Origin of the sequence: Desulfosporosinus acididurans (genome assembly GCF_001029285.1) — a bacterium.
GTDB classification, from domain to species: Bacteria; Bacillota; Desulfitobacteriia; order Desulfitobacteriales; family Desulfitobacteriaceae; genus Desulfosporosinus; species Desulfosporosinus acididurans.
Genome location: NZ_LDZY01000003.1, coordinates 36,108 through 49,122, shown reverse-complemented (window position 1 = coordinate 49,122; position 13,015 = coordinate 36,108). Strand labels below are relative to the sequence as shown.

General features: G+C 45.2%; 10 protein-coding genes. All 10 read left to right on the top strand.

The genetic code is table 11. From position 1 onward, the window contains the following. Nucleotides 1–166: 166 nt before the first annotated feature. Nucleotides 167–907 carry a hypothetical protein gene (locus DEAC_RS04125; protein WP_047808784.1) on the top strand — a complete coding sequence of 247 codons (741 nt, stop codon included), beginning with the start codon at nt 167–169 and terminating at the stop codon, nt 905–907. Nucleotides 908–1,132: 225 nt separating this feature from the next. Continuing rightward, nucleotides 1,133–2,197 carry an acyltransferase family protein gene (locus tag DEAC_RS04120; protein ID WP_047808783.1) on the top strand — a complete coding sequence of 355 codons (1,065 nt, stop codon included), beginning with the start codon at nt 1,133–1,135 and terminating at the stop codon, nt 2,195–2,197. 160 nt (nt 2,198–2,357) lie between these two features. Beyond that, nucleotides 2,358–3,476 carry an acyltransferase gene (locus DEAC_RS04115; protein ID WP_047808782.1) on the top strand — a complete coding sequence of 373 codons (1,119 nt, stop codon included), beginning with the start codon at nt 2,358–2,360 and terminating at the stop codon, nt 3,474–3,476. A 158-nt stretch (nt 3,477–3,634) separates the two neighbouring features. Further along, complete coding sequence (locus DEAC_RS04110; protein ID WP_083995891.1) at nt 3,635–5,506, top strand: polysaccharide biosynthesis protein; 1,872 nt, start codon at nt 3,635–3,637, stop codon at nt 5,504–5,506. A 17-nt stretch (nt 5,507–5,523) separates the two neighbouring features. Then, nucleotides 5,524–6,879, top strand: coding sequence for a nucleotide sugar dehydrogenase (locus DEAC_RS04105; RefSeq protein ID WP_047808781.1), 1,356 nt, complete (start codon nt 5,524–5,526; stop codon nt 6,877–6,879). A gap of 412 nt (nt 6,880–7,291) precedes the next feature. Then, nucleotides 7,292–8,338, top strand: coding sequence for a Gfo/Idh/MocA family protein (locus tag DEAC_RS04100; protein WP_047808780.1), 1,047 nt, complete (start codon nt 7,292–7,294; stop codon nt 8,336–8,338). A 16-nt stretch (nt 8,339–8,354) separates the two neighbouring features. After that, nucleotides 8,355–9,215: an acyltransferase gene (locus DEAC_RS04095; protein ID WP_047808779.1), complete on the top strand. Its 861-nt coding sequence runs from the start codon at nt 8,355–8,357 to the stop codon at nt 9,213–9,215. An 83-nt stretch (nt 9,216–9,298) separates the two neighbouring features. After that, nucleotides 9,299–10,633, top strand: coding sequence for an O-antigen ligase family protein (locus tag DEAC_RS04090; protein ID WP_047808778.1), 1,335 nt, complete (start codon nt 9,299–9,301; stop codon nt 10,631–10,633). Next, nucleotides 10,630–11,760, top strand: coding sequence for a glycosyltransferase family 4 protein (locus tag DEAC_RS04085; protein ID WP_047808777.1), 1,131 nt, complete (start codon nt 10,630–10,632; stop codon nt 11,758–11,760). The genes DEAC_RS04090 and DEAC_RS04085 overlap by 4 nt, the downstream gene beginning before the upstream one ends. 1 nt (nt 11,761) lies before the next feature. Continuing rightward, nucleotides 11,762–12,982 carry a glycosyltransferase family 4 protein gene (locus tag DEAC_RS04080; RefSeq protein WP_047808776.1) on the top strand — a complete coding sequence of 407 codons (1,221 nt, stop codon included), beginning with the start codon at nt 11,762–11,764 and terminating at the stop codon, nt 12,980–12,982. Nucleotides 12,983–13,015 lie beyond the last annotated feature (33 nt).

Here is a 13,015-nt window from a genome sequence, read left to right as displayed (position 1 = left end):
TGGGAGTGGGTCCCCCTGTACTCTGCTTCGGTGGGGGTAGAGTCCCCCGCCGAAGTCTCGATGTTCTGAACGAGTTCACTTCCTAAATTAAGGCCTAAATGTCTAAAAATCTTTTTCACTGGTCATGATAGTAGTAAAAATCCAGTTGAAGGAGATTTTGGTCTTTATGCGTAAAATGAATTACCTAATAGGCGGGTTGACGCTAGGTTTGGGGGTTTTGACAGGGATAATAGGAATGTCATTAGTTGCAAATTCCAGTTCAGCTGCCTCCTTTATTAACAAGCTGCGGGGGCAGGAAAATGTCCATACAGTTTCGGTCCCAGTTGCTGATTCAAGTCAAGTCCCGCAAACGGGCAATACAGAGACGGATACCTCCGTAAATAACTCGACTTCGGATCAAACATCGGGAAACTCTTCCACTCCGGGTCAGAGCGATTCAAGTTTAAGCGCCAATACAGCAGCTCAAAATGGCGGCAGCCAAGGGCAGGCAAAAGGAACCTCTGTCCCTGAGGCTTTAAAGAATCAAATAATTGCCGATTATAAACAGGATATTGGGACATTTTTTGATGCTTGGAAGTCGGTGGATATTGACACCTTCCGCTTAAAGCTTGCCAAGGCCTATTCCGGAGAGATATATGAAAAACATGCACGGCGCGCCGAAGAATTCCTAGTTCAGGGCATAGGTTTGGACGTCACCTCCGTTAACTTTGATCGGGTCGATGTAGAAAGTGCCGATGATAATACAGCAACTCTGCGGGTAGATTACCGTTACACCGCCAGGGATTACAATATCACTGAGAGCGTTCCTGTCGGGGAAGAGCATGAACAAAATGTACATGTTCGCGTGAACCTGATGAAATTGAATTCTCATTGGCTGATTACCGGTGAGAGCTCCATCAGTAATTAAAAGATCCAAAAAACTAGAGGTAATCTCGAGTTTACTCACTGCAAGATGCTCCGCTTCCAACGGCTAGATTTACTCACAAATCTGCTGGTTGCTAAGCGGAGCTTTTTTGAGGAAGAAACAGAGTTCATCGCAAAACTTTCTTTAGCGTGCAGAAACGGCTGGTCTATGATAAACTATCCTGAGTTTAATTAATTAATAAAAGAACAAGGGAGGCCGAAGGGAAAGGTGGGAATCAACTTAGCCCAGGAAACGAAACACCTTGAATGGGCCGATATTTTAAAAGGCCTGGGAATTTTGACCGTTGTCTGGGGACACGCAGGAAGCAAAGTTTCCTTCTATATGTTTTGGTTTCATATGCCCTTGTTTTTTTGGATCAGCGGCTATTTGTACAGCTTTAAACCTATGTCTAAAGGTACTCAGTATGTTCAGCGCAAAGTAAAGCACCTTATAGTGCCCTATGTGTTTTATCTCGTTCTTTTGACTCTGCCGGTTCTTGTCTTCAATGGTTACAGAGGTTATTCGGCGCTGGAATTTTGGCACCAGAATTGGGAAGCCCTTTTATTGGGAGGCAGTCTTTTAGGAGGAGTATATGCCACCTTTTGGTTTCCCACTGTTTTGCTTTTTGTTCAGGTCGTTTATGATGTTTTCTGTCGTAAGCTTTCTTCCCCTTTGGTGAGAGGGCTGATAATCGCAGGGTGCTTCTTGCTGGCTTATGGTGAATCACGCTATCTGCCCAACACCTTTGTGCCTTGGAATTTGGATGTCGGCCTCTATGCCATTGTGTTTTATGCTCTCGGACATCTCATGAGACAAAGAAAGCTTCTGGAAGACCTGAAAATACGGCGCATGGCTTTCGGGATTGCATGGATCATAGTTTTAGGCTTTATTTATTTATATGCTCACCATATCCTGGACTATGGTTTGGATATGAAACATCGTCAATACTATTATTTCGGAACAAACCTTCTGCTTCCGGCAGCGTTCATCGTGCTTTTCGTTCAACTGAGCATGTTCCTTGAACACATTCAGGGGTTGAAACAGGGATTAAGCTATATTGGGGAAGCATCCATGGTGATTATGTATTTGCATCCCGGTGCAGCTGCTTTTGCTCGCCGGTTCCTGGCCATTACACCTCTGCGTTTTTTTGTTATCGGGATTATTGTCCCTCTTCTCTTTTATCAGGTAATACAGCATGTCCCTTACGGACGCTATTTTGCTTTGGGTGAGACTCGTCAAAAGGATAACCAAAACCAGACCGATTTTTGTAATCTTCCCAACAAATCAGTATAATTATAATAGATAACTCGGGAATCACTCCCGCTTGTGAAGTGGGAGCCCTGCGACTGGATAAATTAAGCAGGCCCCGTATGCAGCAAGTGCATATAGCTGTCTGTCTTTATCGAGAGCAGATAAACGAGTAATTATACTAAAAGAGGAAACGTAGAGATTAATGAAAAATCAAGGGGCTCAAGCCAAAACAGAGAAAATTGCCGAAATTAATTTTCTTAGAGGATTTAGTATTTTAGCGGTTTTAGCAATTCATACGACAGGCTACTTTACAAAAGTTCAGCCTTATAAAACTTTAGCTCTTTTAGGTATTTGGACGGATGTATTTTCTCAATTTGCCGTTCCTTTATTTATTGCAATTTCCGGTTTTGTTTTAGCGAAGAATTATCGCCAAAATTTCCCTGTGACGAAGTTTTACGTTAAAAGGGCACGTTCGATTCTTCCCCAATATGTAATTTTTTCCGCCTTGTACACGGCGTTTAATCATTGGCAGGAAATGCAGAACAGTTCGCTGCCGGCTAATCTGAAGCTAATTGCCGAAAGCATCTGGCATTCCGACGCATCCTATCATTTGTGGTTTTTTGCCATTATTATTCAGCTGTATATTGCTTACCCTTTAATTATTAAAGGGTATGATTTTTGTAAAGCACGCGGCAAATCAGAATACTTTCTCACGGGAATGCTCGTTATTCAAGTTCTTTGGATGGTAGGCGCCCATACCTCTTATGCCAATGTCATTAAGGTTAACGGAATTGCCTACCTTTTCTACTTCACGCTTGGAATTTATTCCTTTGACCATTTCGTCCAATTAAGAGCGTTCCCTAAGAGCCTGACGCCGATTTGGGGAACGATGTCTCTGATTTTGACCTTTGGAGCCAGTTTTTTTATTGTTATAGGTTTAACCACTGGTCATATCTATGATGAAATTCCGCCCTATTTCACAACGGGTTCAGAGCTTGTTTATCCGGTTTTGAGACTGGTAACCTTTCTTTTCTTATGGAACTTGGCCGGCAGCCTGGCCCGGAGCAGGAATTTTTTTGCAAAGGTCATGACGAGACTCGGGGATTATTCTTTTGGGATTTATCTCATTCATCTCTTTTTTAATCAAACAACGATTAATATTTTAAGCAGTCATCAGATAGGCCCCAATCAATGGGTTTTCTATCCAATTGTCTTTACGGTTACCTTAATTTTAAGCTATGCTGGAGTTCGCATCATCAGTTATTTGCCCTTTAGTTATTACTTAGTCGGTTTTGGTCAACAAAAAGTGGTTAAGCGTTAAGCCGAAAAAATACTAAGAGGCTGTAGTTTGACGGGATGTTTGAGTTGTAAAAGCATATAAGTTGTAGTAAACTTTAGAACGATAAAGATTCATTACTTTTTGTACTGCAGAATGTATAATTTTGTTTTCTTTAGGTATATCAGAAGGGGCTGAACTAAGTGTTATTTCGTAAACGTACATTAATCCTTATGCTGATTGATGCTCTGTTAATCAACATAGCAGCCTTTAGCAGTTTTTATTTACGTTTTGAGATCTTTGGGCATATTCCGTTAGAGTACTATCAAACTTATTACCATACAGCCGCAGCGGCTACGATCTTGTATATTGCTGTTTTCTACATATTTGGTCTGTATAACAGGCTTTGGCAATATGCCAGTACCGGAGAGCTGCTTTCCATTATCTATGCGGTAACCGTTGGAACAGCCGGGACAGTAGCAGTTGTTTATTACTATAGTATTGGTTTATCAAAATTTCCTTTAAGAATGCCCAACTCCGCTGCCGTTTTGCTCTGGTTGGTCATGGTTTTTTTAATTGGCGGTTCGCGCTTTATCTGGCGCATAGTGCAGGAAAATGTCTTTGACCGACATGTTCCGGGTTCCCAAAAACAAGTGCTCATCGTAGGAGCCGGAGATGCCGGTGTTTTAGCTGCCAGAGAATTAAAAAACCGCAACTACCGTGATGGACGTCCGATCGGCTTTATTGACGACGACAGCGAGAAGCAAAAGCTTCAGCTGCTGGGAATTCCTGTTTTAGGAACACGTAAAGATATTAACCGCGTCGTCAAAGGTCACAATATTGATGAAGTTATTATTGCTATGCCTTCGGCCTCAGGCGACTCGGTCCGTGAGATTGTGCAAATTTGCGAAAAGTCTGGTGTCGATTTGAAAATCATGCCGGGTGTATATGACGTCATCAGCGGAGATATTAATATCAAGCCTATTCGGCAGATTCAAGTGGAAGATTTATTGGGCCGTGATCCTGTTTCTGTGGATTTAGAAGAGGTAGCAGGTTATGTTTCCGGCGAGACGGTATTTATTACCGGTGCCGGAGGTTCCATCGGGTCGGAAATTTCCCGACAGGTTGCCAGGTTTAATCCCGGGAAACTGGTGCTGATTGGGCACGGAGAAAACAGTATTTTTGATATTGAACAGGAACTTCGCTCTGAGCGGCCGGGAATTGATTACGTTACTGAAATTTTGGATATTAAAGACAGGGAAAAAGTATTTTTGGTATTTGGTCGGTATAAACCAGGGGTAGTCTTTCATGCCGCAGCCCATAAGCATGTTCCTCTAATGGAGCGGAATCCGGAAGAAGCCCTGAAAAATAATGTGCTGGGTACTCAGAATCTAGCGGAAGCTGCCGATGAATTTAAGGTTAAAACCTTTGTCTCCATATCTACGGATAAGGCGGTCAACCCTACCAGTATTATGGGAGCAACTAAGAGGACCGTTGAATTAATGATCCAGAATTTAGACCGCAGGTCGCAGACAAAATTTGTGGCGGTACGTTTTGGCAATGTATTAGGAAGCAGTGGCAGTGTTATTCCGACCTTTAAGAAACAAATTGCCAAAGGAGGCCCTGTCACCGTAACTCATCCGGAGATGATACGTTACTTTATGACCATCCCGGAAGCGACCCAGTTAGTGATCCAAGCCGGAGCTATGGCTCAGGGCGGAGAGATCTTTATTTTGGATATGGGCCAACCGGTTAAAATTTTGGACTTAGCTAAAGACTTGATTCGGCTTTCAGGTTTTGAGCCTGATGTCGATATTAAGATACAATTCACAGGGATTCGGCCGGGAGAAAAACTCTATGAGGAATTATTGACAGCAGAGGAAGGCATCACGTCTACGAAACACAGTCGAATATTTGTAGCAAAACCAAGCTTTATTGACGTGAGTGTTTTGGAAGAACTTACGCATATAGTTCGCGAGCGGGGCAGTTCTTTGACACGTGACGAAGTGATCTCCTTGTTGCAGACTGTCATTCCGACCTTTCACAAGAAGAACTCTAACGCTGTAGCCAAATAAGGAGGAATTGAGTCATTATGATGACCGTAAAAAATGTGATTACTAGTGAGGATGTTATTGCCAAGGCCCTCAAAGAAAAGATCCTAAAACACGAAGCTCGTATCGGGGTCATGGGCTTGGGATATGTAGGTCTCCCCTTGGCTGTTGAAAAAAGTAAGGTCGGCTTCTCGGTAATTGGTTTTGACATTAATTCTGTTCGGGTTGATCGTGTTAATGCTGCCGATAATTACATCGGTGATGTTAAAGATCAGGACCTGACAGATATGGTGGGCAAAGGCTTGTTAACTGCCACGACAGATTTCTCCCGTTTGGCTGAATGTGATGTCGTAATCATTTGCGTTCCGACCCCTTTGACCATCACCCGAGATCCGGATATTTCCTACATTGCTGCTTCTTCAGAGAAAATTGCCCAATACATTCGCCCAGGACAATTAATTACGCTGGAAAGCACCACCTATCCTGGTACAACAGAGGAAGTCATTCTACCCCTCTTGGAAAAGTCAGGCCTTAAAGTCGGAAAAGACTTTTTCTTGGCCTTCTCGCCGGAACGGGTTGACCCAGGCAACAAACGTTTCAGCACGAAAAACACCTCTAAAGTTGTTGGGGGAATGACTCCCATTTGCTTAGAGATCGCCTACGCGCTTTATATGCAAACCATCACGAACGTTGTTCCCGTCTCTTCTCCTGCAGCAGCTGAGCTGACTAAGGTCTTCGAGAATACCTATCGGGCCGTCAACATTGCCATGGTTAACGAACTGATGATGCTTTGCGACCGCATGGGGATTGATATTTGGGAAGTGGTGGAAGCTGCCGGAACGAAACCCTTCGGTATTCAAACCTTTTATCCCGGCCCTGGTGTTGGCGGTCACTGTATTCCTATTGACCCCTTCTATCTTACCTGGAAGGCTCGCGAATACGATTTCCATACGCGGTTCATTGAATTGGCGGGGGAAATTAATGTCGAGGTATCCTACTATGTTGTTAATAAGCTGGTCAGAGCGCTCAACAGCGAAAATAAGAGCTTAAAAGACGCTAAAATACTTGTTTTAGGAGTAGCCTATAAAAAGGATATTGACGATGTCCGTGAATCTCCGGCCTTAAAGATCATGGAGCTTCTGCGTAAACAGGGAGCTAATGTTACCTACCATGATCCCTATATTCCGGTGATTGAACCTCATGGCGGAAGTACGGTGCATCTGGAGAGCGTACCTCTGACTGATGAAGTATTGGCAGATGCCGACGGAGTTCTGATTTTAACCGACCATAGTGCGGTGGATTATGCACGTGTGGCGGAAAAGGCGAAGCTGGTCGTGGACACCCGCAATGCTACTAAAGAAGTCCAGGACAATCGGGACAAAATCTCTAAAATATAAGGTTTCTGCGCCGGAAACGGCGGAGAAACGGAAACTTGACTGAAATACGCGCTTAAGGGGAATCTTCATGATTCCCCTTAAACCTGTATATAGTAATAGTTATTTTTTACCAAAAAGTCATAAATTAACTGAACTCGTTCAGCTAAAGCTAAACATCAGGTCTTCGGTGACGAAAGCGCCCAGCCTATAACGAATTCTTTCGTGCTGAAGGATGGACTCTACCCCCGCCGAAGTAAGGCATGGGAACTACTCCACTTATCGAAGTGGGAGTCTGATGATTGGATAAAGATCTCAAGTCTGACAAACAATAATTTGAAATAGGTTATAAGCCTAAAGGAACTTTTATAGTTTGGCCCATGAACAATTGGGATTGTTATCAGAGATAAATTTTAAAGAAAAGAGATGTGGATTGATGAGCGAAGAAAAGAAAATCCGCTTTGCTATTATCGGATGCGGAAGAATAGCCCCCAAACATGCGGAATCTATCGCTGCCTTACCCGAAGCAGAATTAGTTGCTGTATGTGATATTGTACCTGAACATGCCCAAAACTTTGCGGATAAATACGGAGCAGAGCCTTATAAGGATTATCAGGAAATGCTCAAGAGACCGGACATTGACGTTGTGACGATTGCCACTCCCAGCGGTTTGCATGCCGAAATCGGAATTGCCGCTGCTGAAGCAGGAAAACATGTCATGGTGGAAAAACCAATGGCCATGACGCTGAACACAGCCGATGCTCTGATTGCTGCCTGCCGCAAAGCCGGCGTGAAATTAGCGGTCATTCACCAAAACCGTTTCAATGCTTCGATTAAGCTTGTGCGTAAAGCATTAGAGGATGGACGTTTCGGCAAACTAACCCATGGACAGGCTACTGTGCGCTGGAACCGCAATGACAATTACTACCTCCAAGCCCCCTGGCGCGGAACAAAGCTTCAAGACGGCGGGGTTCTTATGAACCAATCGATCCATAACATCGACTTACTGCAGTGGATGTTCGGCCCCGTGGATTCTGTTTTTGGATATACGTCAACGTTTTTGCGTAAAATTGAAATGGAAGACATGGGCGCAGCCGTGATTAAGTTTAAGAACGGTGCCATCGGTATCATTGAAGCCGCCTCGACCATTTACCCCAAGAACATTGAAGAAACGATCAATGTTTTCGGAGAAACGGGGTCTGTTATTGTTGGCGGAATTGCAGTGAACCGCATTGAAGTCTGGGAATTTCCGGACAGCGAAGAAGAGAAGAAACAAATCTTTGCCAGCCAGGAAGTTGACCCGCCGACCGTTTATGGCTTCGGACACCGTGAACTCATCTTGGACATGATTCACGCCATTCGTGAAGACCGAGTTCCGGCCATACCCGGAGAGGAAGGGCGAAAAGCTCTGGAAATTATTCTGGCCATTTATAAATGCCAAGAAACAAAACAGCCCGTTGTGTTTCCACTCATAGAAAGCTAAAAAAGGAGTAGAGTCTATGTCTCAAAACAACGTGCCGCGGCAGATTGCCCTGAGTGCTGTAGTGCCCTCAAGCGCAGCGATTGGGCCGTTTTGTGTGATTGGCGAAAACGTTATCCTGGGCGAAAATGTAGTTCTGGGAGCCGGTTGTGTTCTCGCTGATGGGGCAATTGTAGGTGCCGGAAGTGAACTCGGAAATTGTGTGACCCTTGGATCAGGAGCAAAACTGGGGCTTCATTCCCGGGTAGGAGACCATACTACGATATATCAGCAGACTCAGCTTGGTGATGAAGGCTTTATTGGCAGCAGTTCTTCTATCGGACGCTTGCCTAAAGCCGCTGCTACAAGTACGGTAAAAACCCAGGAAGACCTTCCCCCCCTTAACATGGGGAATGGCTATACCATCGGTTGTTCATCGGTTCTCTATGCAGGAACAACTTACTTAGATAAAGCGTTCATTGGCGATGGAGCAATAGTCCGGGAGCGGTGTTCAGTAGGTCAAAATGTTGTGATCGGCAGCGGAGTCGTCGTCGAAAATGATACTAAGATTGGCTCCTTTACCAAGATACAGACCGGTTCCTACATAACAGCCTATATGGAAATTGAGGAACGGGTATTTATTGCTCCCATGGTTACGACAACCAATGATAACTATATGGGACGCACGGAAAAGCGTTTCAAATCGATAAAAGGTGCGACGATTCAAAAAGGTGCCAGAATTGGCGGTGCGTCCATCCTTTTGCCGGGAGTCAAGGTTGCTCCCGAAACCTTTGTGGCAGCAGGAGCCCTGGTTACAAAAGATACCACAGCCAAACGTGTTGTTAAAGGTTTCCCGGCAAGAGATATGCGAGAGGTTCCAGAGGAGGAGCTTTTGCCTTGAACCTTGTTAGTCCTGAATTAGTATTGAATAGTAACAATAGGGTCGCAGCCTTTGTAAAAGGTTAGGCAACAAGGAGGAAAAAGATGTTCTGGAACATTGGAGTTACACGCAAGAACTCAAATAAATTGCTGCTTATTCTGGCAATCATGTTATCGACCATGATCTTGCCCTCAATAGAAATCCGTTCGAGTTTACCCCGCGTGCGTGTAGACGATGTCTTGATTTTCGGGGTATTTGCCCTCAATATCGTAATTGGACTGATCCATCGTACTCCGTCGGAGTATGACCTTGGATTAACGTATCATGAGGAGCAGGCTCGAGGGATGAGAGCAGTTACAGGTGTTTTCCTGCTCTTGTTGGGATCGATGATTGTATCGAATTTATTCGGGCTTATTTTTTTGAAGACCCCTTTTGGTCTCCGCGATGCCATGGAAGGGGTTACCCTGGCAAAATACTATCTGGCTGCCACATTGGCCGTTTCTCTGGATTTGCAGGAAGGGGAATTCAGCCTTTTACGTAATATCTTTCTTGTGGGCTTTGCCTTTATACTCCTTCTTTCCTGGGGGCAGTTTTTAAATATTGCCAATGTCAACGCCTGGCTGACGCCTTTCTTTGCCCGGTCACATTTAGACAATCTCGTAAATGCCAATCCTCCTCGGGTTTTAGGGACTTTTGACAATCCCAATGTCATGGGAATTTTCTCCGTCATTACGTTAACGGTATTTGTCTCCCTGTTTTATTTTCGAGACAATGAACGTGCCAGGTCAATCTTTCTCTTTGCTGCCGTCGGATTGACCATCAAACTGATCTTTATGACAATTTCTCGAACGGCCCTTTTGGGAACAGCCTTTGTGCTCGTACTCTTAAGTCTTTGGGCTTTGTTTAAATTCCGGTGGAAAAAGGACATGCTTATAAAGGTAGGCGCGTTGCTTATTTTAACCTTAGCAATCTTTTTTACCTCGCCCCGCGGGTTTACCACTCGAATTAATGAAGCAACGAATTTGGAGACAAGCACTTCTGCACAGGGCCACCTTCTGCGAGCGGGAAATGCTTTTGAGTATATTAAAGAATCTCCCATTTTAGGCTGGGGCACAGCTAAAACCACCATGACGACGTTGGTGGATGACGAATATGCCTTGATTACCCGACGTTATGGTGTGATTGGGCTGGTATTTTATCTCTGGCTATTTCTGCGTCCTCTGAAAGCTGCTCTTTGGAAAGCCCGGTTCTACAATTTTTCAAGTCCCGAACAAGGCATGAGGGAAACAAAAATATTGCTTGGTATCGCCTACGTTGCTGCGACAGGGGCAATCTTTATTTACAACATTACTGCCGGGATATTTTACAATCTTCAGTTAATGACTTTCTTTGCCTTGTTTATGGGTTTGATTTATAGGATAGAAGGGGAAAACGATTGAAAGTCTGCATATTAACCACGGCCCATTCTCCTTTTGATGAGCGAATTTTTCATAAGGAAGCCCGCAGCTTAGCTGAGGCAGGTTACGAAGTGGTCATTGTTGCACCATACACGACCTCCTTGGTTAAGGAAGGGATTAGGATTCAGGCTGTTCCGCCCTTATCCTCCAGGTCAGACCGAATTTGGCGGTTGAGATCTTTATACCAAACAGCCCTGCGGGAAAAGGCGGATATCTATCATTTCCATGACCCGGATTTGATTCCCGTAGGATTGCGCCTGAGCCGGAAACATCGGAAACCAGTTATTTATGATGTCCATGAATATTACGGCGACAGTCTTCTTACACGTTACTGGCTGCCTAAACCAATGCGTAAATTTGTGGCTAAAACTGTGGATCGAGTTGAAAAACGGGCAGCACGTTCTTTTGCCGGTATTATTACGGTAAACAATCATATGGCAGAACTTTTTAAACGGGAAAATCCCGAAGGGGAGATCCTGCATAATTATCCTTTGCAGCGGCAATTCCAATTTCCCCGGCCGGAAGGCAGCAAACCTCCAGTTATCTTATATCTCGGCGGAATTAACCGGGAAAGAGGCTTGGAGATCATTCTGCGGGCGATGCCTTTAGTTCGGGAAAAACATCCTGAGGCCGTCTGCGAATTAGTAGGGCCGGCAGAAACTGAAGATCTGGGACCGGACTTTTCTGATCTTACCCCCTGGTTAGAGCGGGGAAACGTTCACCTGCGGGGCAAGGTCCCTTATGAGCAGGTTCCGGGAATCTTGGCCCAGAGTTCCATAGCCTTAGTCCCTTTGCTGCCCACCCTGAATTACCGCAAAGCGATTCCTGTCAAGCTCTTAGAATACATGGCTGCCGGATTGCCTGTAGCAGGCTCGCGTTTTGGCTATATTGAAGAAATTATTGAGCAAAACCAGTGCGGGCTGCTCTGCAAACCTGGTGATCCGGAGAGCCTGGCCCAAGCGATATGTACTTTCATTGACAATCCTGCAGAATCCTTAACCTATGGTCAAAATGGCTGGGACGCCTTTCAGCGCGAGTATACCTGGGAGAAAGAACAAAGCAAACTGCTCAGACTTTATAAAAGAATTTTGTCTGCGAGGAAGCTGTAAGATGCGTGTTTTAATCTTGTCTCACATGTACCCGAATTCCGTATCCCCTTTAGGGGGGATTTTTGTCCGCCAACAAGCTGCCGCCTTGACTCAATTAGGCGCAGAAGTAAGGGTGGTAGCTCCAGTACCATGGGTGCCGGGTTTTATGTCGGGGCGGGGAAAATGGGGAGGATATCCGTCTGTTCCTTTTTTAGAGGAACCCGATGGATTTCCTGTTTTTCATCCTCGTGTGCTGGAATTTCCCCGTTCCCTGTTTTTTGAGTATTATCCGCAAACCTTTGCCCAGGGGCTGCAAAAGGTAGTTGTCGAACAGATCAGGCAAGGTGTCGACGTGATTCATGCTCATGTGGCTCATCCTGACGGAGCAGCCGCTTTAACATTCGGCCAGAAGTACCATCTTCCCGTTGTGGTCACGATTCATGGCCAGGACTTTGCTTATACTTTGCAGCGGAGCCGCGTCTGCGCGGAAAGTGTCAAAAAGACTCTCAAAGGGGCCTCGCAGGTGATCCTGGTCAGTCAAAAGCTTCAAACTCAGTACGGTTTGGAAACCTGGGCAGATAATTTAGCCAAGTATCAGGTCATCTACAATGGCGTTGATCTGGAGGATGTCGTTTCAAGTCCTAGCGATAAGGAAAGGCAGGCTGAAATGCCTGCTTCAGATCGTAATACAGAAATCGGCGGCCGCCATTGCCTTCTCAGTGTCGGTTTCTTGCGTCCTGACAAAGGCCATGCTGTCGTCCTGCAGGCTCTGCCGGAGCTTATCCGGGAATTCCCTGACTTGGAATACCGGATTGTGGGTGATGGGTCGGAACGTCAGACGTTAGAATCACTCACCGAGGAATTAGGCTTAAGAGACCATGTCGTTTTCTTAGGGAGTCTGCCCCATTCTGAGGCTATGCGTGAGATGTCCAGGTGCGACGTTTTTATATTACCAAGCTGGAAGGAAGCCTTCGGAGTCGTTTATCTTGAAGCCATGGCCCATGGAAAGCCGGTTATAGGCACTCAAGGTGAGGGAATTGCTGAAATTCTAGACCATAACGATGTCGGCAAAGCCGTTCCCCCTAAGGATGTTCAAGCGATTGCCGCTGCTGTGCGGGAACTTTTTAGAGATCCTCAGCGGCGACAGGACATGGGAATTCGAGGGAGGGAGCTTGTGACCCGTGAATTTACCTGGCTCTCCAATGCAGAGAAAACTCTCGCTGTTTATGAAAAGGCGAAATAGAGTTTTTAGATAATAATAAATTGAACTTGTTCA

Coding starts and splice junctions, on each gene's coding strand:
- DEAC_RS04100 (WP_047808780.1), top strand. CDS start 7,292: ATGAGCGAAGAAAAGAAAATCCGCTTTGCTATTATCGGATGCGGAAGA.
- DEAC_RS04080 (WP_047808776.1), top strand. CDS start 11,762: ATGCGTGTTTTAATCTTGTCTCACATGTACCCGAATTCCGTATCCCCT.
- DEAC_RS04115 (WP_047808782.1), top strand. CDS start 2,358: ATGAAAAATCAAGGGGCTCAAGCCAAAACAGAGAAAATTGCCGAAATT.
- DEAC_RS04090 (WP_047808778.1), top strand. CDS start 9,299: ATGTTCTGGAACATTGGAGTTACACGCAAGAACTCAAATAAATTGCTG.
- DEAC_RS04095 (WP_047808779.1), top strand. CDS start 8,355: ATGTCTCAAAACAACGTGCCGCGGCAGATTGCCCTGAGTGCTGTAGTG.
- DEAC_RS04125 (WP_047808784.1), top strand. CDS start 167: ATGCGTAAAATGAATTACCTAATAGGCGGGTTGACGCTAGGTTTGGGG.
- DEAC_RS04105 (WP_047808781.1), top strand. CDS start 5,524: ATGATGACCGTAAAAAATGTGATTACTAGTGAGGATGTTATTGCCAAG.